The sequence below is a fragment of the Streptomyces sp. P5F9 genome, from assembly GCF_057961495.1.
Genome location: NZ_JBXVPZ010000104.1, coordinates 1 through 24659, shown reverse-complemented (window position 1 = coordinate 24659; position 24659 = coordinate 1). Strand labels below are relative to the sequence as shown.

General features: G+C 70.0%; 21 protein-coding genes. 12 read left to right on the top strand and 9 right to left on the bottom strand.

Annotated elements, in window-relative coordinates; genetic code table 11:
• From AC31A1_RS18970 to AC31A1_RS18960, 3 genes are all read left to right on the top strand, one after another.
• On the top strand, window positions 1–616 hold a 616-nt coding region (locus AC31A1_RS18970), incomplete at its 5' end, for a TetR/AcrR family transcriptional regulator (RefSeq protein ID WP_489654431.1).
• Window positions 617–626: 10 nt separating this feature from the next.
• A complete protein-coding gene (locus AC31A1_RS18965) occupies window positions 627–968 on the top strand; it encodes a hypothetical protein (RefSeq protein WP_489654430.1) in 342 nt (113 codons plus the stop codon).
• A 103-nt stretch (window positions 969–1071) separates the two neighbouring features.
• Window positions 1072–2136 carry a C40 family peptidase gene (locus AC31A1_RS18960; RefSeq protein ID WP_489654429.1) on the top strand — a complete coding sequence of 355 codons (1065 nt, stop codon included), beginning with the start codon at window positions 1072–1074 and terminating at the stop codon, window positions 2134–2136.
• Window positions 2137–2217: 81 nt separating this feature from the next.
• Here the strand turns inward: AC31A1_RS18960 and AC31A1_RS18955 are convergent, their stop codons facing one another.
• The 5 genes from AC31A1_RS18955 to AC31A1_RS18935 are packed head-to-tail and all read right to left on the bottom strand — an operon-like array spanning window position 2218 to window position 7956.
• Window positions 2218–3465, bottom strand: coding sequence for a styrene monooxygenase/indole monooxygenase family protein (locus AC31A1_RS18955; RefSeq protein ID WP_489654428.1), 1248 nt, complete (start codon window positions 3463–3465; stop codon window positions 2218–2220).
• A gap of 37 nt (window positions 3466–3502) precedes the next feature.
• The gene (locus AC31A1_RS18950) at window positions 3503–4165 is read right to left on the bottom strand and encodes a GTP-binding protein (RefSeq protein ID WP_393762440.1); all 663 of its coding nucleotides are present in this window, start codon (window positions 4163–4165) and stop codon (window positions 3503–3505) included.
• The gene (locus AC31A1_RS18945; protein ID WP_489654427.1) at window positions 4146–4556 is read right to left on the bottom strand and encodes a DUF742 domain-containing protein; all 411 of its coding nucleotides are present in this window, start codon (window positions 4554–4556) and stop codon (window positions 4146–4148) included. Before AC31A1_RS18945 ends, AC31A1_RS18950 begins: the two co-directional genes overlap by 20 nt.
• The gene (locus AC31A1_RS18940; RefSeq protein ID WP_489654426.1) at window positions 4553–5056 is read right to left on the bottom strand and encodes a roadblock/LC7 domain-containing protein; all 504 of its coding nucleotides are present in this window, start codon (window positions 5054–5056) and stop codon (window positions 4553–4555) included. Before AC31A1_RS18940 ends, AC31A1_RS18945 begins: the two co-directional genes overlap by 4 nt.
• Window positions 5053–7956 carry a sensor histidine kinase gene (locus tag AC31A1_RS18935; protein WP_489654425.1) on the bottom strand — a complete coding sequence of 968 codons (2904 nt, stop codon included), beginning with the start codon at window positions 7954–7956 and terminating at the stop codon, window positions 5053–5055. The genes AC31A1_RS18940 and AC31A1_RS18935 overlap by 4 nt, the downstream gene beginning before the upstream one ends.
• A 353-nt stretch (window positions 7957–8309) precedes the next feature.
• Here AC31A1_RS18935 and AC31A1_RS18930 point away from each other — a divergent pair, with 353 nt between their 5' ends.
• On the top strand, window positions 8310–9098 hold the full coding sequence (locus AC31A1_RS18930; RefSeq protein ID WP_489654424.1) for a protein phosphatase 2C domain-containing protein: 789 nt from the start codon (window positions 8310–8312) through the stop codon (window positions 9096–9098).
• A gap of 92 nt (window positions 9099–9190) precedes the next feature.
• Here AC31A1_RS18930 and AC31A1_RS18925 read toward each other — a convergent pair whose 3' ends face one another.
• Window positions 9191–9694, bottom strand: coding sequence for a MarR family winged helix-turn-helix transcriptional regulator (locus AC31A1_RS18925; RefSeq protein WP_489654423.1), 504 nt, complete (start codon window positions 9692–9694; stop codon window positions 9191–9193).
• Between the two features lie 237 nt (window positions 9695–9931).
• On the opposite strand from AC31A1_RS18925, the gene AC31A1_RS18920 reads away from it, so the two are divergent.
• Window positions 9932–10750 (top strand): lysozyme, encoded by an 819-nt coding sequence (locus AC31A1_RS18920; RefSeq protein ID WP_489654422.1) that lies wholly within the window; start codon window positions 9932–9934, stop codon window positions 10748–10750.
• Window positions 10751–10828: 78 nt separating this feature from the next.
• On the opposite strand, the gene lon is transcribed toward AC31A1_RS18920, so the two are convergent.
• Entirely contained in the window at window positions 10829–13246 is a 2418-nt protein-coding gene (gene lon, locus AC31A1_RS18915; protein ID WP_489654421.1) for an endopeptidase La, read from the bottom strand.
• A gap of 461 nt (window positions 13247–13707) precedes the next feature.
• Here lon and AC31A1_RS18910 point away from each other — a divergent pair, with 461 nt between their 5' ends.
• On the top strand, window positions 13708–14493 hold the full coding sequence (locus AC31A1_RS18910) for a GNAT family N-acetyltransferase (RefSeq protein ID WP_489654433.1): 786 nt from the start codon (window positions 13708–13710) through the stop codon (window positions 14491–14493).
• 34 nt (window positions 14494–14527) lie between these two features.
• Here AC31A1_RS18910 and AC31A1_RS18905 read toward each other — a convergent pair whose 3' ends face one another.
• Window positions 14528–15439 carry a rhomboid-like protein gene (locus AC31A1_RS18905; protein WP_489654432.1) on the bottom strand — a complete coding sequence of 304 codons (912 nt, stop codon included), beginning with the start codon at window positions 15437–15439 and terminating at the stop codon, window positions 14528–14530.
• A gap of 195 nt (window positions 15440–15634) precedes the next feature.
• Here AC31A1_RS18905 and AC31A1_RS18900 point away from each other — a divergent pair, with 195 nt between their 5' ends.
• The 5 genes from AC31A1_RS18900 to AC31A1_RS18880 all read left to right on the top strand — a co-directional run bounded on the left by AC31A1_RS18900 (window position 15635) and on the right by AC31A1_RS18880 (window position 22650).
• A complete protein-coding gene (locus AC31A1_RS18900) occupies window positions 15635–16324 on the top strand; it encodes a spermidine synthase family protein (RefSeq protein WP_489654420.1) in 690 nt (229 codons plus the stop codon).
• Window positions 16325–16437: 113 nt separating this feature from the next.
• Entirely contained in the window at window positions 16438–17178 is a 741-nt protein-coding gene (locus tag AC31A1_RS18895; protein WP_033282112.1) for a response regulator transcription factor, read from the top strand.
• On the top strand, window positions 17175–18281 hold the full coding sequence (locus AC31A1_RS18890) for a sensor histidine kinase (protein WP_489654419.1): 1107 nt from the start codon (window positions 17175–17177) through the stop codon (window positions 18279–18281). Before AC31A1_RS18895 ends, AC31A1_RS18890 begins: the two co-directional genes overlap by 4 nt.
• A 282-nt stretch (window positions 18282–18563) precedes the next feature.
• The gene (locus AC31A1_RS18885; RefSeq protein ID WP_489654418.1) at window positions 18564–22382 is read left to right on the top strand and encodes a multifunctional oxoglutarate decarboxylase/oxoglutarate dehydrogenase thiamine pyrophosphate-binding subunit/dihydrolipoyllysine-residue succinyltransferase subunit; all 3819 of its coding nucleotides are present in this window, start codon (window positions 18564–18566) and stop codon (window positions 22380–22382) included.
• An 85-nt stretch (window positions 22383–22467) separates the two neighbouring features.
• A complete protein-coding gene (locus tag AC31A1_RS18880) occupies window positions 22468–22650 on the top strand; it encodes a DUF6104 family protein (protein WP_019075209.1) in 183 nt (60 codons plus the stop codon).
• A 27-nt stretch (window positions 22651–22677) separates the two neighbouring features.
• Here the strand turns inward: AC31A1_RS18880 and AC31A1_RS18875 are convergent, their stop codons facing one another.
• The gene (locus tag AC31A1_RS18875) at window positions 22678–23523 is read right to left on the bottom strand and encodes an SAM-dependent methyltransferase (RefSeq protein WP_489654417.1); all 846 of its coding nucleotides are present in this window, start codon (window positions 23521–23523) and stop codon (window positions 22678–22680) included.
• A gap of 184 nt (window positions 23524–23707) precedes the next feature.
• Between AC31A1_RS18875 and AC31A1_RS18870 the strand changes: the two genes are divergently transcribed.
• Window positions 23708–24659 (top strand): DUF4097 family beta strand repeat-containing protein (locus tag AC31A1_RS18870; protein ID WP_489654416.1); only part of this gene is annotated, 952 nt, incomplete at its 3' end.

The window sequence follows — 24659 nt, the reverse complement described above, 5'->3', positions numbered from 1 at the left end:
CAACGTCGAGGAGCGGCGCAGCCAGCTCCTCGAAGCCGCCCTCACCCTCTTCGCGCACCGCGCGCCCGAAGAGATCTCCCTGGACGACGTGGCGGAGGCGGCCGGGGTCTCGCGCCCGCTGGTGTACCGGTACTTCCCGGGCGGCAAGCAACAGCTCTACGAAGCCGCCCTGCGCTCCGCCGCCGACGAACTCCAGCAGTGCTTCGACGAACCCCGCGAGGGCCCGCTCCTCCCCCGCCTCGCCCGCGCCCTGGACCGTTACCTCGGCTTCGTCGACCAGCACGACGCCGGTTTCAGCGCACTGCTCCAGGGCGGAAGTGTCGTAGAGACATCTCGCACTACGGCCATCGTGGACGGCGTCCGCAGGGCCGCGGCCCTGCACATCCTCAGCCACCTCGGGGTCACCGACCCCGGACCCCGCCTCCGCATGACCGTACGGATGTGGATCACGGCCGTAGAAGCGGCGTCTCTCATCTGGCTCGACGAGGACAAGCAGCCGCCCCTGGACGAGTTGCGGGACTGGCTGGTCGAGCAGTTCGCGGCGGTGCTGTCGGTGACGGCGCAGCGGGATCCGCAGACGGCCGCGCTGGTCCAGGGCCTCGCGGCGGATGGCTGAGACTGGTCCCGTGAAGAGCGAAGAGACCCCGTTCGAGGGCGGCCCGATGGACGGGCGTTCCCTGCCCGTGCTGCTCGGCCCGACCGGCACCCCGCCGAAGACCTACCGCATCCCGGTCCCCGACGACGCCGGCGGCCCGCCCACGGTCCTCGTGTACCGCCGCGTCCCCCGCGCCCACAGCAAACGGCTCGGCCTGCCGAAGGGCTGGAAGTACGAGTACTCCGCCGGAGGTGAAAAGGGGGCGGGGAAGCGCGGCAGCGCTCTGCGCTGGCCCTGGTCCAAACCGGACCCCAAGCCCGACGCCGCACCAGACGCCACGCCGGGCGGCAAGCCGGACGACACCCACGGGTGACGGGGTTACGCCGAACCGCGCACACCCGGCGCGCGGACCCGCCGCCCCCGGCTGATGCTCACGGTGCGGGGCGGAAGGCCCGCCGCGCACCGGAGGTGATGACGTGTCAGGAAGGCTTCTGCGTCTGGTCTGTACGGCAACGGTGGCGGCCGGCGCGGTCCTCGCACCGCTGCCCGCCGCGGCCGTACCCGAACCGCAGGCGCCCGGACAGCGCCCGGTAGCCGAACTGCTGACGGACCTTCAGACCCTCTACCGCGACGCCGAACAGGCCACGGAGACGTACAACGCCACCGAGGAGAAGCTGAAGAAGCAGCGCGCCGAGGTCGACCGCCTCGACTCCGAACTGTCCCGCGCCCGCCTCACCCTCCACGACAGCCGCGGCGCCGCAGGCCGACTGGCCCGCGAGCAGTACCAGAACAGCACCGCCATCTCCCCGTACGTACGACTGCTCCTCGCCCGCGATCCCCAGCACGCGCTCGACGAGGGCCATGTCATCGGCCAGTTGGCGCGGGAGCGCGCCGAGACGGTGGGCCGGCTGGTCGGCAGCGAGAAGAAGAGCGACGGCCTGGCCCGCGAGGCCCGCAAGGCCCTGGACACCCAACTCACCCTGGCCGCCCGCCAGAAGAAGGACCGCGACGACGTACGCAACCGCCTGGCCGACGTCGAGAAGCTCCTCTCCTCCCTCACCCCCGACCAACTCACCGCCCTGGCAGCCTTCGAGAAGACCGGCGTCGACAAGGCCCAGCAGAAACTCGTCACTTCGGGCGCCCTGGGAGACGACCAGCGCGAACCCTCCCGAGAGGGCGACCGCGCGCTCCGCTACGCCGTACAGCAGATCGGCAAGCCCTACGAGTGGGGCGCGGAGGGCCCGAAGACCTACGACTGCTCAGGCCTGACGTCCGAGGCGTGGGGCCACGCGGGCACCCCGATCCCGAGAACGAGCCAAGAACAGTGGGCCGACCTGCCAAGAATCCCGCTGAACGAACTCCGCCCCGGCGACCTGGTCATCTACTTCCCCGAAGCGACACACGTGGCGTTGTACCTGGGCGCGGGCCAGGTGGTGCAGGCCCCCCGCACAGGCGAGAAGGTCCAGGTTTCCCCTGTGGCGTCCTACCCGATCCTTGGAGCAGTACGTCCAGATTCCCTACCTAAAGGGGCGCGGGGCTGAGACATTGTGCGGCTCCGCCGCGTGGGCGCGACCAGCCACAACAGACCCGCAGCCGCCAACTCCCCGCAACCCCAACGGCGATTAGGCCACTGAAGCCAAGTAAGCCGCTGTCTTCTCCGGCTCATAGAAGAAGTTCTCAAAATCAGCCGGATCATCAAACGCGTTGGCGAACCGATCCGCCACCGGCTGCAACTGCCCAGCCGCACCAATCAGGTTGAGAATATGCTCCGGCGGCGGAGCCAACATCGCGTTGGTCCACTTCGTCACGTGCCGCGCAGTCGACCAGTACCGCTCGAACGTCCCCCGCATCCAGTCCCCGTCGAACTCCTTCTCCCCGTGCTCAAGAATCGACGCGAGATACGAAGCCGCGCACTTGGACGCGGAGTTGGACCCCTGCCCGGTGATCGGGTCGTTCGCGACGACGACATCCGCGACACCCAGCACCAGCCCACCGCCGGGCAGTTGGCCCACGGGGTTACGGACGGTGGGGGCGTAACGCCCGGCCAACGTGCCACCCGCATCCGTGAGTTCGACACCCCGCGCCCGCTCGTACTCCCACGGCGTGAACTTCTCCATGAGTTCCAGGGTCAGGGAGAGGTGCCGAGCCGGGTCCTTGATGCCGTTGAAGACGTCCAACGGCCCGCCGGGTATGCCCTCCCAGAACAGGATGTCCGCACGCCCGGACGTGGTGAGCGTCGGCATCACGAACAACTCGCCGACGCCGGGCACCAGGTTGCAGCGGACCGCGTCGAACTCCGGGTGCTCCGGGCGCGGGCCGAGACCGTGGACGTACGACACCGCGAGGGCCCGCTGCGGCTCCGTGTACGGGGAACGCTCCGGGTCGCGGGCGAACATCGAGACCAGCTCGCCCTTGCCCGCCGACACCAGCACGAGGTCGTACGTACGGGAGAAGTAGTCGAGGTCGCCGACTGCCGCGCCGTGGATGACCAGTTGGCCGCCGCGCTGGGCGAACGTCTCCATCCAGCCGGCCATCTTGACCCGCTGGTCGACCGACTGCGCGTACCCGTCGAGCTTGCCCACCCAGTCGATCGCGCGCTGTGTCGGCCCCGGGTCGTGCGAGCCGGGGGCGGCGACCGAGACGCCGAGTCCTTCGATCTTCGGGGCCTGGGACTCCCAGAAGTTCAGCTGGAGATCGCGCTCGTGCCGCAGTGCCGTGGTGAACATGCACTGCGTCGACATGACCCGCCCGGAGCGGATCTCGTCCGCCGTCCGGTTGGACATCAGGGTGACCTCGTACCCGTGCGACTGGAGTCCGAGGGCGAGTTGGAGCCCGGACTGGCCGGCTCCGACGACGAGTATCTTCCGCATGACGGGTGGTGGCTCCTTGGTCGCGACTGCTCGGGGACTACTCGGGGGTGACGTCCAGCGCGTGGCCGACGAGCGCGAGCAGGGTCTCGATGGCCGAAATCCGCCGCCGCGCATCCATGATCATGACAGGTACGTGCGCGGGGATCGTCAACGCCTCCCGTACGTCCTCCGGTTCGAACCGCTCGCTGCCGACGAAGTGGTTGACCGCGACGATGTACGGCAGCCCGCAGCTCTCGAAGTAGTCCAGCGCGGGGAAACAGTCCTTCAGGCGGCGGGTGTCGGCCAGCACGACGGCGCCTATCGCGCCGCGCACCAGGTCGTCCCACATGAACCAGAACCGCTGCTGTCCCGGCGTACCGAACAGGTAGAGCACCAGGTCGTCGTCGAGCGTGAGACGGCCGTAGTCCATGGCGACCGTGGTGGTCATCTTGCCGGGGGTGGCCGTGAGGTCGTCGGTCTCCTCGCTGGCCTCGGTCATCAGCGCCTCCGTCTGGAGGGGCTGGATCTCGGAGACGGCGCCGACCATGGTGGTCTTGCCGACGCCGAAGCCGCCGGCCACCACGATCTTCGTGGCGACGGGCGCGCGCGTGCGGTCCTGCTGCCAGGGCCGCAACTGCTCCTCGTCGTTGAGGAGTTGCTTCTCGTCGTTGAGGAGCGGGGCGACGCCGTAGGCGGCGGCGTCAGAGACGACGGAGTCCACTCAGCACCTTTTCCAGCAGAGCGCGGTCAGGACGGCCCGTACCGTGAGCGGTTCCGGTTCCGTACACACGGATCTTTCCCTGGTCCGCGAGATCGCTCAGGAGCACGCGGACCACACCGAGCGGCATCTTCAGCAGCGCGGCGATCTCGGCCACCGTGCGCATACGGCGGCAGATTTCGACGATGGCCCGCATCTCCGGCATGACCCGGGTGTTGAGGGAACCGTTCGTCAACTCCTTGCGCTCCTCCGGGGCTTCGAGCGCCGCGACGAAGGTCTCCACGAGGAGGACATGGCCGAACCGGGTACGGCCGCCGGTGAGCGAGTAGGGGCGTACCCGGGCGGGTTTGCGGTCGCCGCCGCGCACCGGGAGCCTGTTGGGGGTACGGCTCATCGCGTACTCCCCGAGGTCGCGTCTTCGAGCGATTTCCGTAGCTCGCTGCGGAGTTCGGGCGTCAGGACGTGGCCGGCGCGGCCGACGAAGAGCGCCATGTGGTACGCCACGACGCTCATGTCGCAGTCCGCGGAGCCGTGCACACCGAGCAGCGAACCGTCGCTGATCGACATCACGAAGAGGCTGCCCTCCTCCATCGCGACCATGGTGTGCTTCACCGGGCCGGAGTCCAGCAGTTTCGCGGCGCCGATGGTGAGGCTGCCGATGCCGGAGACGATGGTGGCCAGGTCCGCGGCGGAGCCTCGCGGTCCGGTGCGCTTGGCTTCGAGAGCTTCCTTGGCCTCGGCGTTCCTCCCCGGATCGGAGGAGAGGAGCAGCAGGCCGTCGGAGGAGACGACCGCAACCGACTGGATGCCGGGCACCTCCTCGACGAGGTTGCTCAGCAGCCAGTGCAGGTTGCGGGCTTCACTGCTCAGTCCGAAGGTACTGGGCGCGGTCAACTGCTTGCCTCCTCGACGGTGCCCCCCGTGGGTTCTTCGGAACGTGCGGTTGCGCTGCGCGGGGCCGGGACCGGGTTCTGGCCGGTCTTCTCGGCGATCTCCGCTTCTACGTCGCGGTAGCCGGCGGAGGCTCCCGCGCGGAAGCCACCGAGTCTGCGGCGCAGGGCTTCGGGGTCTACCGTGCCGGTCCGCTGGCGCGGGGCCTGGGCGGGTTGGGTGATCTTGGGGGTGCGCTTGGGGAGGCCCTTGTCCGTGACGGGGTCCTCGTCCTGGGCTCGCTCGTGTTCTACGGCTTCGGCTTCGCCATCAGCCGTGAATCTGTTCCCACCCGCACCGCCCGTGACGCCATCGTTGTCGGGTGCGGGTGGCCCCTGTGGGGCGAACTCGCCGTCGGCGGCCGGCCGTTCGTGCGCAGCTGGCCGTGCGTGGGCGGCTGTCCCGTCGTGCGCGGCTGACCCTTCGTGCGCGGCTGGCCGTGCGTCTGCTCCCCGTCCGGCTGCCGCTCGCGGGGTTTCCGTGGCCCCTCGGTCCTCCGCCACCAGCGGCAGCAGGAGTTCCATCGTCATCTCGGCAGGAGACTCCGGCGGGATCTCCACCGGATTTCTCACCGGGGCCTCCGCCGGCGTTTCCGCCAGGGGCTCCGCCGGCGTCTCCCGTACCGCCTGCTCCGCGAGGGCCACCAGGGGGTCCGTGTGGTCCGAACGGCCGTGCAGGACGTTGGAGTTGGCCTCCGCGGAGGCGCCGGGGAGGGAGTAGGAGTGGGTGTCGCCGGTCAGCGGGGTGGCGGAGGGGACCGCTGATGTGGGGGCTGCCGCGAGCATCGGGTCGGGGAGGACCACCACCGCGGCGATGCCGCCCTGTTTCTGGTCGCGGAGCTGGACTCGGACGCCGTGGCGGTGGGCCAGGCGGGCCACGACGTACAGGCCGAGGCCGAGGCCCTCCTCGCCCTCCTGGTCGTAGGGGGACTCCGGGTCGAACTCGGTGAGGCGGGTGTTGAGGGCGGCCATGCGGCTGACGGTCATGCCGATGCCCTCGTCCTGGACGGAGAGCATGACCTCGCCGTTCTCCAGGAGCCAGCCGGAGATCTCGACGGGGGCGTCCGGCGGGGAGAACGAGCTCGCGTTCTCCATCAGTTCGGCCAGGAGGTGGCTGAGGTCGTCGGCCGCGAAGCCTGCCACGTGCGCGTGCGGGGGGAGTGCCGAGATGCGGACGCGTTCGTAGCGTTCGATCTCGCTGACCGCCGCGCGGACCACGTCGACCAACGGGACGGGTCCGGCGTGCTGTTGGACGTGTTCGGTGCCGGCGAGGACGAGGAGGTTCTCGCTGTGACGGCGCATGACCGTGGCGAAGTGGTCGAGCTTGAAGAGGGTGGCGAGGCGGTCGGGGTCCTGCTCGCGCTCCTCCAGGCCCTCGATGACGGAGAGTTGGCGCTCGACGAGACCCAGGGTGCGCAGCGCGAGGTTGACGAAGGTGCCGCCGATGCTCGTGCGAAGGCGCTCCAACTGGGTGGCGGAGTCGGTGACTTCGGCGCGGAGTTCCTCGCGGGCGTCGGCCATCTTCTGGCGCTGGCCGACGAGGTGCTTGCGGTCGGCCTCCAGGGTGGCGATGCGCTCGTGGAGGGCGGCGGCGTGCGCGTGCAGGGAGTTGACCGAGCGGACGACCTGGGCGAACTCGTCGTTGCGGCCGGTGAACTTGATGGGCTCCTCGGCCGCCGGGTCCTCCGCCTCGGCCAGGCGCGTCGAGCCCCGGCGCAGGACGGAGAGCGGGCGGGTGAGGGTGCGGGCCATGGCGGTGGCGATGCCCACGGCGAGCAGCATGAGGGCGCCGAGGATCGCGACGCGGAGTTCCAGCGCAGTGACGTCGTCGTCGCGGAGCCGGGCGAGGTCCTTGGCGCGGTCCACGTAGAGCGCGGACTCCTCGCCGCGCATCAGGTCGACGCGGGCGGAGAGCGCCGCGTCGAGCTTCTTCGTGCTGGTGTCCAGCTGGTCGTCGGACAGCGTGGGTTGGGTGGTGAGGGAGGTGAGGTACTTCTCGGCGGAGTTGACCTCGGGCCCGGTGACCGTGGAGTCGTAGCCCGCGACGGCGTCCTTCGTGGCGCTGTCGCGGAAGTCGGCGAGGGCGGCGTCGGAGCGCAGCCGGGCCTGCTGGGCGGCGGCGCTGAGGGCGTCGCGCTCCTTCGTCTGGGCCTTCGTGGAGGTGGTCTCCGTGACCGGGAGGCCCGTGATGGAGCTGATGACCGTCTGGGTGGTCGTCGGCACGTTCAGGGCGGCGAGGAGCAATCCCCGTGCGGCGGCGGCCTGTTGGACGGCTGCGTCGAGTTCGGCGAGCGCGTAGGCGCCGGAACCGGCCCGCGGCGGCATCTTCTCCGCCAACTGCTCGGCGAGCCGGTGCAGTTCGGTGATGGCACCGGAGTACGCGACGTGCGCCTCCAGCGCGCTGCTCTTCCCGGTGAGCGCGGCCCGTCGTACGGCGGCGACGTCGTCGAGGTCCGAGCGGAGCGCGGCGGAGATGTCGGTGTCGGCGCGGAGTTCCTCGACCTGGCGGTCGACACGGGCGCTACGGGCCTCGTCGGGGGACTGGGATTTGGGGCGCCCGGCGGCGATGTAGGGGGTGACCGCGTCCCGCTCGTCGGCGAGCGAGTGGGCCAGCGACAGCGCGTCCTGCGTCTGCCCGGCGAGGGTCACCAGGTCCTGGGAGTCGCTCAGTTGGCCCGAGGCGGTGACGAGGGAGGGAACACCGGCCGCGGCGATGGCGGCGGCCACGACGGCCACCGCGATGATCAGCCGGTTGCGGACGTGGGTACGGCGTCCCCTGCCCGCGGGGTCGGGCACGGCGGCACGGGTGGCGCCCCCCTGAGGGGCCGTCTGCTTGCCTGTGCGCCGCGGCCGCTTTTTCTGCACCGGTGCTCGCATTCCTGACTCGTGATACCCATGGGCCCGGGTGACGCTCCGTCATCCCGGTACGGCGACCCTCCCAGTGCCGGTAGGCAGTGGTCGCGCATCGTCCGGCCCGCCACCCGAAGGAGTGAACCCCGGAGGGGAGTTGGCGGGCAAGTTCCGGCGGGCGCTCCAAAGTCCTCGCGGCGCGCGCCGGTTGGACGTGAGCGGCGGGCTTTGGCAGGATTCGCCGCCACGCATTCCCGGAGTGATCCATTCCAGCCCAAACCAGGCGCCTGACCTGCACGACTGCGTCCATTCGACCATGCGTGCCAACGTTTCGCGGAGCCTGTGAAGAGGTCGTGCAGACTGGCCGTATGCGTACGGAACTTGTGTCGGAACCCGGCGACCCGGACCGCCCCAACGAGGACTTCGCGAGCGTCGGCCTTCCGGCCTCGGGACAGGGCGGTTCGCTGATCGTCCTGGACGGTGTGACACCGCCGAGAGGAGAGACGGGCTGTCTGCATTCGGTCCCCTGGTACACCGCCCGCCTGGGCGGCGCACTGACCGAACTGACCGTTTCCTACCGGGATCTGACCCTGGCGGAGATTCTCTCCCGGGCGATCCTCCGAACAGCTGAGGCCCACGCCACCACCTGTGACCTTTCTCACCCACGCACCCCACAGGCAACCGTGGTGCTGGCCCGCTGGTCCCCCCAGGAGGTCGAATACCTGGTCCTCTCGGACTCGGCCCTGCTGGCCGAATCCCCGTCCGGCGCGGTGACCGTCGTCCTGGACGACCGCCTCTCCCGCCTCCCCCGCTCCGCTCTCGCGACGGACGCCGTGATCGACACCACGCTCCGTAACAAGGAGGGCGGCTTCTTCACGGCCGCCGCCGATCCCTCGGTCGCGGCCCGGGCGGTGACGGGGTCACTCCCCCGCGCCGACGTCCGCACCCTCGTCGCCCTGACGGACGGGGCGACGCGATGGGTGGAGAAGTTCGGCCAGGGCGACTGGGCCGACTGCTTCACTCTCGTACGGAAGGAAGGGGCACCGGAGCTGGTGTCCCAGGTCCGGGCACTGGAGCGGGCCGACGCGGAAGAGCGGACGCATCTGCGCCGGAGCAAGACGCACGACGACGCGACGGTCGTGCACGTCGAGCTGTGACCGGCGGCGCTACGGCGGGAGCGCTTCTCCGTCCGGTGTCGCCTCTCCGTCCGGTGTCATCTCTCCGTTCGGTGTCACCTCTCCGTCCGGCGTCACCTCTCCATGACGCCGTTCAACTGGTGGAGCAGCCGGGCCAGTTCGGCGACCTCGCGGCGGTCCCAGTGGGAGAGCTGGCTGACGTAGCGGGCCCGCCGGGCCTCGCGGACGTGGGTGACCCGGCGGCGGCCCTCGTCGGTGAGGTCGACCAGCCAGGCGCGGCCGTCCGCCGGGTCGGGCTCGCGGGCGATCAGGCCCAGGTCCTCCAGGGCGCGCAGCTGGCGGGACATCGTGGCCTTGCCGACGCCGATGTAGGCGGCCAGTTCCGTGGCGCGCTGCCGGCCGTACTCCTCCAGCCGGACCAGCAGGCCGTACGCGGCGGACTCCAGGTCGGGGTGGACCTCGCGGGCCATCTCGCCCTGATTGGCCCGGGCCCGGCGCAGGAGGAACGTCAACTCGCGTTCCAGAGAGAGGTATTCGTGATCCGGGACGAGCTCGTCACCGTCCCCGGAAGGCCGGCCGCCGTCCCTGCCCTCACCCTTGTGCACGTCAGCACCCATTGGTCCGCTTTCCCGATCGTGAAAGTTTCCGCCAAACACCGTCATCGCCGCAGCTCCGCCAGTATTTCGCAGGGCTAGACCAACGGCGTCGTCCGGACCCCCTTCCCACGCGGTCTTCTCGGTGCGTAGCTTCCTTGCCAGGCAATGACTGGCATGGCCACGCCAACATCAACTCACCTTCCCCCACTCCCCCACCGCGCTCCACCGCGCCCTCGGAGGCACGCCATGCCCGCGCCCATGCCTGTGCACAGACCCCGAACACCACGCCTGCGGCACCTCTCCCTCGCCCTCGCCCTCTCCGGACTCCTGCTGGCGGGCCTCACCCACCCGGCCGGCGCCGCCACGGTCCCGGCCCGCGGCTCGGCCTACCTGGGCATCGGCGTCCTGGCGCACGACGGCCAGGACGGCACACCCACCGGCGGTGACGCCACCCAGACTGAAGGCGTCGACGTCAGCGGCTACCAGGGCAACGTCGCCTGGTCGACCCTGTGGAGCAGCGGGGTCAAATGGGCCTACACGAAGGCGACCGAGGGGACGTACTACACGAACCCGTACTTCGCCCAGCAGTACAACGGCGCCTACGACGTCGGCATGATCCGCGGCGCGTACCACTTCGCTACCCCGGACACGACGAGCGGCGCCACCCAGGCCAACTACTTCGTCGACCACGGCGGCGGCTGGTCCAAGGACGGCCGTACCCTCCCCGGTGTCCTCGACATCGAGTGGAACCCGTACGGCGCGTCCTGCTACGGCAAGTCGGCCGCGGCGATGGTCAGTTGGATCGCCGACTTCCTGTCCACGTACAAGTCCCGCACCGGCCGTGACGCGGTGGTCTACACGGCGACGAGCTGGTGGTCCGACTGCACGGGCAACTCCGGCGCCTTCGTGTCCGCCGACCCGCTGTGGGTCGCGCGGTACGCCTCGGACCCGGGGACGCTGCCGGGCGGGTGGTCGTTCTACACGATGTGGCAGTACACGTCGTCCGGGACGACGGTCGGGGACCACGACAAGTTCAACGGGGCGCTGGACCGGGTGGCCGCCCTCGCCAACGGCTGACGAGCCATCCGTACTACGGCGAAGGCCCGGGCCCCTCGCGAAAGGGGACCCGGGCCTTCACCTGCCGGTGGGCGTCCGTCACGCCGCCACCGGAACCTCCGACGTCGCGCCGTTCGTGGCCGGCGCCAGTGCCAGCTCCAGGACCTGGCGGACGTCCGTCACCGCGTGGACGTCGAGCTTGTCCAGGACCTCGGCCGGGACGTCGTCCAGGTCGGGCTCGTTGCGCTTCGGGATGATGACGGTGGTGACCCCGGCCTGGTGCGCGGCGAGCAGCTTCTGCTTCACGCCGCCGATCGGGAGGACCCGACCGGTCAGGGAGACCTCACCCGTCATCGCCACGTCCGTGCGGACCAGGCGGCCGCTGAGCAGCGACGCCAGGGCCGTCGTCATCGTGACACCCGCGCTCGGGCCGTCCTTCGGCACCGAACCCGCCGGGAAGTGGATGTGCACACCCCGGTCCTTCAAGTCGCCCACGGGCAGCTCCAGTTCGGCGCCGTGCGAGCGGAGGAAGGACAGGGCGATCTGCGCGCTCTCCTTCATCACGTCACCGAGCTGACCGGTCAGGGTCAGACCCGCCGCGCCCGTCTCCGGGTCGGCCAGCGACGCCTCGACGTAGAGGACGTCACCGCCAGCGCCGGTGACCGCGAGGCCGGTGGCGACACCGGGTACGGCCGTACGGCGCTCGGCCGGGTCCTGGGCGGACTCGGGCACGTGGTGCGGCCGTCCGATCAGCGCGCGCAGGTCGGCGTCGGTCACCGTGAACGGCAGCTCCCGCTGGCCCAGTTCGTGCTGGGCCGCGATCTTGCGCAGCAGCCGGGCGATCGACCGCTCCAGGGTGCGGACGCCCGCCTCACGGGTGTACTCGCCGGCGAGCTTGCGCAGCGCGCTCTCGTCGATGACGACCTCGTCGTCCTTGAGCCCCGCCCGCTCCAGCTGACGCGGGAGCAGGTGGTCACGGGCGATGACGACCTTCTCGTCCTCGGTGTAACCGTCCAACCGCACCAGTTCCATACGGTCGAGCAGCGCCTCCGGGATGGCTTCGAGCACGTTGGCCGTCGCCAGGAACACCACATCGCTCAGGTCGAGTTCGACCTCCAGGTAGTGGTCGCGGAAGGTGTGGTTCTGCGCGGGGTCGAGCACTTCGAGCAGAGCCGCCGCCGGGTCGCCCCGGTAGTCGGACCCCACCTTGTCGATCTCGTCCAGCAGGACCACCGGGTTCATGGACCCGGCCTCCTTGATGGCGCGGACGATACGACCGGGCAGCGCACCGACGTACGTACGCCGGTGACCGCGGATCTCGGCCTCGTCCCGCACCCCGCCCAGCGCGACCCGGACGAACTTCCGGCCCATCGCGTGGGCGACGGACTCACCGAGCGAGGTCTTGCCGACACCGGGCGGCCCTACGAGGGCGAGCACGGCACCGCCGCGCCGACCGCCCACCACACCCAGGCCCCGCTCCGCGCGCCGCTTGCGCACGGCCAGGTACTCGGTGATGCGCTCCTTCACGTCGTTCAGACCGGCGTGCTCGGCGTCCAGGATCGCCTTGGCGCCCTGGATGTCGTACTCGTCCTGGGTCCTTTCGTTCCACGGGAGTTCGAGAACGGTGTCCAGCCAGGTGCGGATCCACGAGCCCTCGGGCGACTGGTCGGAGGACCGCTCCAGCTTCTCGACCTCCTTGAGCGCGGCCTCACGGACCTTCTCGGGAAGATCGGCGGCCTCGACCCGGGCGCGGTAGTCATCGGACTCCTCGCCGTCGCTCGTGTCCCCGTTCAGCTCGCGCAGTTCCTTGCGTACGGCGTCGAGCTGGCGACGCAGCAGGAACTCGCGCTGCTGCTTGTCGACACCGTCCTGGACGTCCTTGGCGATGGTCTCGGCGACGTCCTGCTCGGCGAGGTGGTCGCGCAGGTGCTGGGTGGCGAGCTTCAGCCGGGCCACCGGGTCGGCGGTCTCCAGCAGCTCGATCTTCTGCTCGGTGGTCAGGAAGGGCGAGTAGCCGGAATTGTCAGCGAGGGTGGACACGTCATCGATGGCCTGCACGCGGTCGACGACCTGCCAGGCCCCCCGCTTGCGCAGCCACGCGGTGGCCAGCGCCTTGTACTCCTTCACCAGCTCGGAAACGGAGCCGGGCAAGGGTTCGGGCAGGCTCTCGTCGAGCGCGGTGCCCTCCACCCAGAGCGCGGCACCGGGCCCGGTGGTCCCGGCCCCGATCTTCACGCGGCTACGGCCGCGGATCAGCGCACCCGGGTCGCCGTCGGCCAGCCGGCCGACCTGCTCGATGGTGCCGAGCACACCCGTGCTCGCGTAGGTCCCGTCGATCCGTGGCACCAGCAGGACCTTGGGCTTTCCGGGCTCGGACCGCGCGGCGGCCTGTGCGGCCTCCACGGCGGCGCGTACATCGGTGTCGTTCAGGTCCAGCGGAACCACCATTCCGGGCAGCACGACCTCGTCGTCGAGCGGCAGCACGGGCAGGGTGAGCGGTGTGGACGTCGAAGCCATGATCTCCCCTTAGGCAGTCAAGTTGAGCTATGCCGACTCAATGCTTGGCCGTCCTCGATTGTTCCCCACCGGTTGTTCGCTGTGAGCGATCGGCGGTAACGCGCTGGCCTCCGTGCAGGTCAACACGGAAAGGGGGCGGAGGCTTCCCGGGGAACGGGGTTCCGTGACGGGGCGGCCGAGGCTCGACGGTCGATGTCAGTGGCGCCTGCCACGATGCCCGGACGCCACAGACGCCATCACGGTCAGGAGAGACGCATGGGCACCTGGGACGCCGGCCCCTTCGACAACGACACCGCGGCGGACGCTCACACCGCAGCCGCCGGCAGAACGACTCCGCCTGAGCTGATTCTGATTCCCCGCCGATAATCGGTTGCCCCGGCTCGCACGCCTCCTCGTACTGTCACCCCGTGACAGACACGGAATCCGAAACCCAGACCCTCCTCGCCGCCTACGACGACCAGATGCGCGGCACCCCGCCCATTCCGCCCGCCGGAGTGACGTACGAGAAGGACGGGCCGCTGCTGCGGATCGTCGGACAGTTCCGCGGGTTTGTGAGCGGACCGCGTGACCTGGGGGTGCAGGGGCAGGAACTGGACGAACTGATCGTGCGGCAGCGGGACTTCTTCGCCGCGCGCGGGGAGAGCGTGGAGTGGAAGACCCGTTCCCACGACGTGCCCGCCGACCTCACCGACCGGCTGCGCGCGGCGGGGTTCGTGCCCGAGGAACCGGAGACGGTGCTGATCGGGCTGGCCGAGGAGATGGCCGTACGGGAGCCCGTGCTGCCGGACGGGGTCACGATCCGCCGGATCACCGCCGAGAACGACCTGCGGCGGCTCGGGGCGCTGCAGTCGGCCATCTGGGAGATGGACCTGAACTGGCTGGCCGCCGACCTGCTCGGGCGGATCGCCGCCGCTCCGGACGAGATGGCCGTCTACGCCGTCGAGGCGGAGGGCGAGATGGTCTCCGCGGCCTGGCTCGCCTTCCGGCCGGGGACGGAGTTCGCCAACATGCTGGGCGGCTCGACACTCGCCGAGTGGCGCGGCAAGGGCATCTACCGCGCCCTCGTAGCCGTCCGGGCCGCTCTCGCCGCCGCCCGCAAAGTGCCGTATCTGCAGGTGGACGCCACGGACGACAGCGCGCCGATCCTGCGCCGGCTGGGCTTCCGGGCGATCACCACGACCACGCCGTACGTGTGGTCACCGGAGCAACCGCCCAGCAAGAGCGCCGACTTGGCGTCCCGGGAGTAGCGAAGAAGCTGAACGCGGCCGGCTGGGCGGGGAGTCAGACCCCCGCGACCTCAACCCGAGCCGCCACAGCCACCCGTGCCGCCCGGTTCACCTGCGCCGCCCGCGCCCAGCGCCGTATCAGCGGCCAGGCCGCGACGCCTATCGTCAGCGAGATCAGGTGGCCCCAGTTCGTCATGGGGTCGGTGAACTCGATCAGGGCCTCGACCAGCGTCCAGCCGAACAGGGCGAGCAACGGCAGCCCCAGCCAGGGCCTGAGGAGGCCGGCCAGCGCTCCTATGCTCGTCGCGACGCCGAAGCTGATGCCGTAGTCGAGGCGGTGCAGCGAGGTGGCGGGGAGGTGGCCCGCCAACACGGCGATTCCCACGGTCCCTTCGGTCGCCAGCGTGGCCACGATGTGCCCGCAGAGGAACACCGCGGCGGTCCGTACGCCGCCGATCCTGCGTTCCAGCGCGGTCAGTACGAGCAGGAACAGGAACGCGTACGGCGACACCACGCCGCCCACGATCCACAGCGCGCTGGCGACCAGCACGAGGAACGGGTCGCGGAGCAGGTGGGTGACGTCGGTGCTGGACGCCTGGTGCAGTTCGGTCACGAAGGCCGGATCGGCGTACTGCGCCACCAGTGACGTCACGACGAGCAGCACCCCGTAACAGAAGGTGAACGGCGTCCCCGTGGGCGTGGGCAGCAGCCGCCAGGGGTGGAGGCGACGGAGTGCGAGCAGGACGCGCGATTCGCCGGGGACGGCAGGGGTGGACGCCGAGACGGACACCGCCGGGGTCGGAGTGGCGAGCCTCGACTTCCCAGCCCCGTCCAGCACTTCCCGCTGTCTCGGCATCGCGTCCAGCAGCCCGGAATCCAGGGGCGAAGCCGGCCCGGACTCATCGGCCAGGGGCCCGCCCGGAGGCGTGGCGGAGGCCTGGGTGCCGGCTGTCGCGATCCGTTCCACGGTGAGGCGCTCCTTCTGGTTCACACGTCACCCTTCGCCGTCCCACCTGCCCCTGTCTATGACCGACGCCACGCGAGAGCCGATTCACAGCAACCTGAGAGCCTCCCTGCGCGTCCGCAGGTACCTTGCACCCGGACGTGTTCGCCCTGGGTTAATTCGGCTGCACGATCCGGTGAAACTGCCAGGATGGATCGCATGACCACCGCGTACGACACCCCTGTTGTCCTGGACCGTCGCGAGGGCCCCTACGGCGAGGTGGTGCTGCGCCGGCACGGGGAGTTGCTCCAGATCATCGCCAACGGGTGCTTCCTGATGGACACCTCGGACGGGCGGTCGGAGCGGCTGCTGGTCGACGCCGCGTACGACGCGCTGAACGGGCGTCAGGAACCTGGTGAGTTGCCCGACGTGCTGATCGGCGGGCTCGGCGTCGGTTTCTCGCTCGCGCATGCCGCCGCCGACGCCCGGTGGGGTCACATCACGGTCGTCGAACGGGAGCCCGCGATCGTCGAATGGCACCGTTCAGGACCGCTGTCGGCCCTCTCCGCGGCCGCTCTCGCCGATCCGCGGACCGACATTGTGAAAACGGATCTAGTCGCATTCGTCAATGAGACTTGCGCCACTTTTCACGCGCTCTGCCTCGACATCGACAACGGCCCCGGCTGGACCGTCACCGAGGACAACGACAGCCTGTACTCGCCGGCCGGACTGACAAGCTGCGCAAGGGTGTTGAGACCGGGCGGGGTACTCGCCGTATGGTCGGCGCAGCCCTCTCCGGAATTTGAGCGAACCTTATGGAATGCCGGTTTCCAACAGGTGCGTACCGAAGAGATCCCCGTTGCCCGAGGCGTTCCCGACGTCGTGCACCTCGCTGTACGACCTGGATAGCAAAGGCGCCGTGACTCCCCGTACCCTGCTTCCCTGACGCAGATCATTCAAGCGTCAAGCGCAGTCATGGGATCACCCCACTGGTTCCGGAAAGCACACTTCAGGGGCGGGCGATGGAGCAGACACACACCTCCCACAACGGCACGGCCACGGCCACGCCGGGCGCGCAGCGCCGGGTGCTGGTGGTCGAGGACGACCCGACGATCGTCGACGCCATCGCGGCCCGTCTGCGCGCCGAGGGATTTCTCGTGCAGACCGCGGGCGACGGGCCGTCGGCCGTCGACACCGCCGAGGCCTGGCAGCCCGATCTGCTGATCCTCGACATCATGCTGCCCGGCTTCGACGGGCTGGAGGTCTGCCGCCGTGTGCAGGCCGCCCGCCCGGTACCGGTGCTGATGCTCACCGCGCGCGACGACGAGACCGACATGCTGGTCGGGCTCGGGGTCGGCGCCGACGACTACATGACCAAGCCGTTCTCGATGCGGGAGCTCGCGGCGCGCGTGCACGTCCTGCTGCGCCGGGTGGAGCGTGCCGTGGTGGCCGCGTCCACCCCGCGCTCGGGCATCCTGCGCCTCGGCGAGCTGGAGATCGACCATGCGCAGCGCCGGGTACGGGTGCGCAGCGAGGACGTTCATCTCACGCCCACCGAGTTCGATCTGCTGGTGTGCCTGGCGAACACCCCGCGTGCCGTGCTCTCGCGTGAGCAGCTGCTCGCCGAGGTGTGGGACTGGGCGGACGCCTCCGGCACCCGCACGGTCGACAGCCACATCAAGGCGCTGCGCCGGAAGATCGGCGCCGAGCGGATCCGCACGGTGCACGGCGTGGGCTACGCACTGGAGACACCGACGCCATGAGCGACGGGCCGACGTCACGGAGGAGCCCCGGGGAGCCCTGGGGCGGCGTACGCCCGTTCTCGATCAAGACCAAGCTGGGCGCGCTGGTCGTCATCGCGGTGCTCATCACCACCGGGCTGATGATGATCGCCATGCGCACGGCGACGGAGCTGCGCTTCATCACGGTCTTCTCGATGATCGCCACACTGCTGATAACGCAGTTCGTGGCCCACTCGCTCACCGCGCCGCTGGACGAGATGAACGCGGTGGCCCGGTCGATCTCGCACGGCGACTACACCCGCCGGGTGCGCGAGAACCGCCGTGACGAACTGGGCGACCTGGCCGCGACGATCAACGTCATGGCCGACGAGCTGGAGGCGCAGGAGCGCCAGCGCAAGGAACTCGTCGCGAACGTCTCGCACGAGCTGCGCACCCCCATCGCGGGCCTGCGCGCCGTACTGGAGAACGTCGTCGACGGCGTCTCGGCGGCCGATCCGGAGACCATGCGGACGGCGCTGAAGCAGACGGAGCGGCTCGGCCGGCTGGTCGAGACGCTGCTGGACCTCTCCCGCCTGGACAACGGCGTCGTACCGCTGAAGACGCGCCGGTTCGAGGTGTGGCCGTATCTCTCGGGCGTGCTCAAGGAGGCCAACATGGTCGCCTCCGCGCGCGCGGGCATTGCGTCGGGCTCGGGGAGTCACACGCGGACCGACGTCCATCTGCACCTGGACGTGTCCCCGCCGGAGCTGACCGCGCTCGCGGACCCGGAGCGCATCCACCAGGTCGTCGCCAACCTGATCGACAACGCGGTCAAGCACAGCCCCGCGCACGGCCGGGTGACGGTGAAGGCGCGGCGCGGGTCGCTGCCGGAGTCGCTGGAGCTGGAGGTCCTGGACGAGGGACCCGGCATCCCGAAGGCGCAGTGGGCGCACATCTTCGAGCGGTTCAACCGGGGAGCGGTCAGCTCGCCGCACGGGCCCGGCAGCGACGGCGGTACGGGTCTCGGCCTGGCGATCGCCCGCTGGGCGGTGGATCTGCACGGCGGCCGGATCGGGGTGGCCGAATCCGACCGCGGCTGCAGGATCATCGTCACCCTCCCGGGACTGTCTTCCGTGCCAAGTTGACGTAAAGTTCGAACCGGAGCCCCAAGATCCACGACGGTCCGCGCCGACGGACACGTGTGATCAGGCGCAGGCCCGCGCCCGTTCGTGCGCCCGGCACGCATCCATGCGCCCCCTCTATAGCGGAACCACGCTTGTTTCCCGCCATTTCGGCCCCCGAAACACACTTTCCGATGTGACTTACACGACGATGGACCGGCCCGACCTGACCTTGGCGGTCATGGGGGCGTAGCCTTAATTCCCGCTGTCCATCACCTTGTGAAGCGGAAGAGGGCGGTTGCCGCCGTGTCGTCACAGTCCCCCAGTAACTCGACCATCTCGACCGAGTCCGACCAAGCCGCGGGTAAGAATCCCGCGGCGGCGTTCGGGCCCAACGAGTGGCTCGTCGACGAGATCTATCAGCAGTACCTCCAGGATCCGAACTCGGTTGACCGAGCCTGGTGGGACTTCTTCGCCGACTACAAGCCGGGCGCGGCTGCCGCCCCGACCTCGACTTCGGCGGGTACTGCGGCCGCGGGGGCCGTAGGAACCACCCCGGCCCCGGCGGCACCCGCCGCCCCGGCTCCGGCCCAGGCCGCTCCTGCTGCGCCCGCCGCTCCGGCGGCCCCCGCGCCGGCGCCCGCAGCCGCCGCTCCGGCGCCGGTGAAGGCCGTAGCCCCGGCTCCGGCGCCTGCGAAGGCGGCGGCCCCGGCCGCTCAGCCGAAGAAGGCCGAGCCTGCGGCCGAGGCCGCCGGTGGCCCGGAGTTCGTCACGCTGCGCGGTCCCGCCGCCGCGGTCGCGAAGAACATGAACGCGTCGATCGAGGTCCCCACCGCCACGTCGGTGCGCGCGGTCCCGGTCAAGCTGCTCTTCGACAACCGCATCGTCATCAACAACCACCTGAAGCGCGCCCGGGGCGGGAAGATCTCCTTCACCCACCTCATCGGCTACGCGATGGTGCAGGCCATCAAGGCCATGCCGTCGATGAACTACTCCTTCCAGGAGAAGGACGGCAAGCCGACCCTGGTCAAGCCGGAGCACGTCAACTTCGGTCTCGCCATCGACCTGGTGAAGCCCAACGGCGACCGCCAGCTCGTCGTCGCCGGCATCAAGAAGGCCGAGACGCTGAACTTCTTCGAGTTCTGGCAGGCCTACGAGGACATCGTCCGCCGCGCCCGCGACGGCAAGCTGACGATGGATGACTTCACGGGCGTCACCGTGTCGTTGACCAACCCCGGCGGCCTCGGCACCGTCCACTCCGTGCCGCGTCTGATGCCCGGTCAGTCGGTCATCATGGGCGTCGGCTCGATGGACTACCCGGCCGAGTTCCAGGGCACGAGCCAGGACACCCTCAACAAGCTCGGCATCTCGAAGGTCATGACGCTCACGTCGACCTACGACCACCGGGTCATCCAGGGCGCCGCCTCCGGCGAGTTCCTGCGGATCGTCGCGAACCTCCTGCTCGGCGAGAGCGGCTTCTACGACGAGATCTTCGAGGCGCTGCGCATCCCGTACGAGCCGGTCCGCTGGCTCAAGGACATCGACGCGTCGCACGACAACGACGTGACGAAGGCGGCCCGCGTCTTCGAGCTGATCCACTCCTACCGGGTCCGCGGCCACGTCATGGCCGACACAGACCCGCTGGAGTACCGCCAGCGCAAGCACCCCGACCTGGACATCACCGAGCACGGCCTCACCCTGTGGGACCTGGAGCGGGAGTTCGCGGTCGGCGGCTTCGCCGGCAAGTCCCTGATGAAGCTGCGCGACATCCTGGGCGTGCTGCGCGACTCGTACTGCCGCACCACCGGCATCGAGTTCATGCACATCCAGGACCCGAAGCAGCGCAAGTGGATCCAGGACCGCATCGAGCGCTCGCACTCCAAGCCGGAGCGCGAGGAGCAGCTGCGCATCCTGCGCCGCCTGAACGCGGCGGAGGCCTTCGAGACCTTCCTCCAGACGAAGTACGTCGGCCAGAAGCGCTTCTCCCTTGAGGGCGGCGAGTCCGTCATCCCGCTGCTCGACGCGGTCATCGACAGCGCGGCCGAGTCGCGCCTCGACGAGGTCGTCATCGGCATGGCCCACCGCGGCCGCCTGAACGTGCTCGCGAACATCGTCGGCAAGTCGTACGCCCAGATCTTCCGCGAGTTCGAGGGCAACCTCGACCCGAAGTCGATGCACGGCTCCGGCGACGTGAAGTACCACCTGGGCGCCCAGGGCACCTTCACCGGCCTGGACGGCGAGCAGATCAAGGTCACGCTCGCGGCGAACCCGTCCCACCTGGAGACGGTCGACCCGATCATCGAGGGCATCGTCCGCGCCCGCCAGGACATCATCAACAAGGGCGGCACGGACTTCACGGTCCTCCCGCTCGCCCTGCACGGTGACGCGGCCTTCGCGGGCCAGGGCGTGGTGGCCGAGACGCTCAACATGTCGCAGCTGCGCGGCTACCGCACCGGCGGCACGATCCACATCGTCATCAACAACCAGGTCGGCTTCACGGCGGCTCCCGAGTCGTCGCGTTCCTCGATGTACGCCACGGACGTGGCCCGCATGATCGAGGCCCCGATCTTCCACGTGAACGGCGACGACCCCGAGGCCGTCGTCCGCGTCGCGCGACTGGCCTTCGAGTTCCGTCAGGCGTTCAACAAGGACGTGGTGATCGACCTCATCTGCTACCGCCGCCGCGGTCACAACGAGTCGGACAACCCGGCCTTCACCCAGCCCCTGATGTACGACCTGATCGACAAGAAGCGCTCGGTGCGCAAGCTGTACACCGAGTCGCTGATCGGTCGCGGCGACATCACCCTGGAAGAGGCCGAACAGGCGCTCCAGGACTACCAGGGCCAGCTGGAGAAGGTCTTCACGGAGGTCCGCGAGGCGACGGCCCAGCCGGGCGCGGCGCCGATGTCGGACCCGCAGGCCGAGTTCCCGGTGTCCGTGTCCACCGCGATCTCCTCGGAGGTCGTGAAGCGGATCGCCGAGTCCCAGGTCAACATCCCGGACAACTTCCACGTCCACCCGCGCCTGCTGCCCCAGCTGCAGCGCCGGGCGACGATGGTCGAGGACGGGACGATCGACTGGGGCATGGGCGAGACGCTCGCGATCGGCTCGCTGCTCCTTGAGGGCACCCCGGTGCGCCTCTCCGGTCAGGACTCCCGCCGCGGCACGTTCGGCCAGCGCCACGCGGTCCTCATCGACCGCCAGACGGGCGAGGACTACACCCCGCTCCAGTACCTCTCCGAGGAGCAGGCGCGCTACAACGTCTACGACTCGCTCCTCTCCGAGTACGCGGTCATGGGCTTCGAGTACGGCTACTCGCTGGCCCGCCCCGACGCGCTCGTGATGTGGGAGGCGCAGTTCGGCGACTTCGTCAACGGCGCGCAGTCCGTGGTCGACGAGTACATCTCGGCGGCGGAGCAGAAGTGGGGCCAGACGTCCGGCGTCACCCTCCTGCTCCCGCACGGCTACGAGGGCCAGGGCCCGGACCACTCGTCCGCGCGCGTGGAACGCTTCCTCCAGCTCTGCGCCCAGAACAACATGACGGTGGCCATGCCCACCCTCCCGTCGAACTACTTCCACCTTCTCCGCTGGCAGGTGCACAACCCGCACCACAAGCCGCTGGTGGTCTTCACCCCGAAGTCGATGCTGCGCCTCAAGGCCGCCGCGTCGAAGACGGAGGAGTTCACGACGGGTCAGTTCCGCCCGGTCATCGGCGACGAGACGGTGACGGACCCCGCGTCCGTCCGCAAGGTCGTCTTCGTCACCGGCAAGCTCTACTACGACCTTGAGGCCGAGCGGATCAAGCGCGGCTCCACGGACACGGCGATCGTCCGCATCGAGCGCCTGTACCCCCTGCCGGGTGCCGAGCTCCAGGCGGAGGTCAACAAGTACCCGAACGCCGAGAAGTACCTGTGGGCCCAGGAGGAGCCGGCGAACCAGGGCGCGTGGCCGTTCATCGCCCTGAACCTGATCGACCACCTGGACCTGGCGGTCGGCGCGGACGTTCCTCACGGGGAGCGGCTGCGGCGGATCTCGCGCCCGCACTCGTCGTCTCCGGCGGTGGGTTCGGCCAAGCGGCACCAGGCGGAGCAGGAGCAGTTGGTGCGTGAGGTGTTCGAGGCGTAACCGCCCCGCACTGTCGTACGCGGCCGGGCCGCACCCCCACTCCGGGGGTGCGGCCCGGCCGTTTGCGCGCACTTATCCTTGACCCATGTACTTCACGGACCGTGGCATCGAAGAACTGGAGAAGCGGCGCGGCGAGGAAGAAGTCACCTTCGAGTGGCTCGCCGAACAGCTGCGGACGTTCGTCGATCTGAACCCGGACTTCGAGGTCCCGGTGGAACGCCTGGCGACCTGGCTGGCACGCCTGGACGACGAGGACGACGACGAGTAGTTCCTACGGCGGTGCCGCCGGCGTGTGTCAGTCGCGCGGGCGGGCCAGGTCGTAGGCGAGCCCCAGCGTGCCGTGGGCCAGGAGCAGCGCCCCCGCGACGATCCAGCCTCCGCTACGGCGTCGTAGGCCCCAGGCCGTGAGCGGGAGGCCCGCTGCCATCTGGGTCAGGGCGAGGGCGCGTGCCCTGGGAGTGCCGGACCAGGGCATCCAGGGGCCGAGGCGGCTGCTGTCGACGGCGTCGAGTTCCGCACGGACCGCCTCGCGCCAGCCCGCCCGTTCGACCTGTCGGGCATCGGGGCGGACGCGGGCGATCTCCCGGAGGCGGTCGGCGGGTTCGCCCGGGGTGAGGCCGGTGGGCAATACCACTCCCGCGCGCGTGAGGACCGCCAGGAGGCCGCGGAGACGGGCGCGGGCGTCGGCTTCGGGGTCCGGTCTCGTGAGGTGGTCCAGGGACTGCAGGTCCAGTACGGGGTCCAGGCCCAGGCGGGCGGCGAAGGTGCGCATCGCCTCGTCCTCGCCGGCCGGGGTGCCGTCGGCGAGCCAGACGTAGCCGACAGGGCGGCGGAAACCCGAGGCCAGGGTGTAGCCCGCGCGGTCGGCGTCCCACCACAGGGCGAGCACGGGCCAGGGGGCGCCGACGGCGAGCGCGGTGGCCCAGCCGGTGAGGACGCGGTCGACCGGTTCGTCGCCGTGCAGCCAGGGCTTGCCCTCGGGGACGAGCACGCTCCAGTCGTTGCCCGCGCGGGTCAGCAGCATGCGTTCGCGGAGCGGATGGGCCGCCTGGGCGACGGACTCGGGGTCCGCCCGGCAGAGCAGCAGGGCGCCCGGGGTGGCACCGGTCCGGTGTCTGGCCTGCGGCTTCTCCGTCGACATGGTCACACGCTAGGGCAATGCACCCATTTCCGCCGGTTGTTCGACGCCTGGCGCTCGGCAGCCGACCTCCGGCGATCACCGGAACGAGTGTCTTGACTTTCCCCATCCGCGATATATCGTGTTTCTTGGAAGACGCGATATGGCGCGTCATGTCCGGTCCGGTTAGGCCGAGGAGGTCTGCATCATGTCCGAGTGGTCCGTCGCAGAGCCCAAGAAGCTCACGTTCGACGAGCCCGTGAGCGATCTCCACGTGCGCATCGTCAACGGAACGGTGAACGTCGTGGGGACGGACGAGGGTTCCGCCCGCATGGAAATCTCCGAGATCGACGGGCCACCTCTGGTGGTGACCCAGAACAACGGCACGCTGACGGTGGCGTACGAGGACCTCCCCTGGAAGGGCTTCCTCAAGTGGCTCGACCGGAAGGGCTGGCGGCGCAGCGCGGTGGTCTCCCTGGCCGTGCCCGCGAGCACCCGGGTCGAGGTCGGGGTGGTCGGCGCCGCCGCCGTCGTCTCCGGGATCAGCGGACCTTCGGTGGTGCGAGGTGTCACGGGCGACACGACCCTCGTCAGCCTCTCCGGATCCGTCCGCGCCGATACGGTCTCCGGGAACCTGGAGGCCCAGGCCGTCACCGGCGACCTCCGCTTCAACTCCGTCTCCGGCGACCTCACCGTCGTCGAGGGCTCGGGCCCCTCCGTGCGCGCCGAGTCGGTGAGCGGCTCGATGATCGTGGACCTCGACCCGGACGGCCCGACCGACGTCCGCCTCACCAACGTCTCGGGCGAGATCGCCATCCGGCTCCCGCACCCGGCGGACGCGGACGTCGAGGCCAACACGGCGAGCGGCTCGATCTCCAACGCCTTCGACGGGCTGCGGGTGCACGGCCAGTGGGGCGCCCACAAGATCACCGGCCGCCTGGGCGCGGGCACCGGGAAGCTGCGCGCGACGACCGTCTCCGGTTCGATCGCCCTGCTCCGCCGCCCGGCAGCGGAGTACGAAGACGGGCCGTGGGACGGGGCAACAGAACAGACGGTCTCAGTGACGCGGACCGACATGACGAAGGGGCCCGACTTCGCGACGGGGCCCGAGGGCAGCGGGCAGGGCGACGCGGCCGGGGAGGCGGAGGCCGGGGAGGCAG

Bases quoted from the DNA above. Each gene is read 5' to 3' on its own strand.
- AC31A1_RS18930 (WP_489654424.1), top strand. From the start codon at position 8,310: ATGCGTACGGAACTTGTGTCGGAACCCGGCGACCCGGACCGCCCCAAC.
- AC31A1_RS18900 (WP_489654420.1), top strand. From the start codon at position 15,635: ATGACCACCGCGTACGACACCCCTGTTGTCCTGGACCGTCGCGAGGGC.
- AC31A1_RS18890 (WP_489654419.1), top strand. From the start codon at position 17,175: ATGAGCGACGGGCCGACGTCACGGAGGAGCCCCGGGGAGCCCTGGGGC.
- AC31A1_RS18895 (WP_033282112.1), top strand. From the start codon at position 16,438: ATGGAGCAGACACACACCTCCCACAACGGCACGGCCACGGCCACGCCG.
- AC31A1_RS18920 (WP_489654422.1), top strand. From the start codon at position 9,932: ATGCCTGTGCACAGACCCCGAACACCACGCCTGCGGCACCTCTCCCTC.
- AC31A1_RS18910 (WP_489654433.1), top strand. From the start codon at position 13,708: ATGCGCGGCACCCCGCCCATTCCGCCCGCCGGAGTGACGTACGAGAAG.
- AC31A1_RS18945 (WP_489654427.1), bottom strand. From the start codon at position 4,556: ATGAGCCGTACCCCCAACAGGCTCCCGGTGCGCGGCGGCGACCGCAAA.
- lon (WP_489654421.1), bottom strand. From the start codon at position 13,246: ATGGCTTCGACGTCCACACCGCTCACCCTGCCCGTGCTGCCGCTCGAC.
- AC31A1_RS18955 (WP_489654428.1), bottom strand. From the start codon at position 3,465: ATGCGGAAGATACTCGTCGTCGGAGCCGGCCAGTCCGGGCTCCAACTC.
- AC31A1_RS18925 (WP_489654423.1), bottom strand. From the start codon at position 9,694: ATGGGTGCTGACGTGCACAAGGGTGAGGGCAGGGACGGCGGCCGGCCT.
- AC31A1_RS18875 (WP_489654417.1), bottom strand. From the start codon at position 23,523: ATGTCGACGGAGAAGCCGCAGGCCAGACACCGGACCGGTGCCACCCCG.
- AC31A1_RS18880 (WP_019075209.1), top strand. From the start codon at position 22,468: ATGTACTTCACGGACCGTGGCATCGAAGAACTGGAGAAGCGGCGCGGC.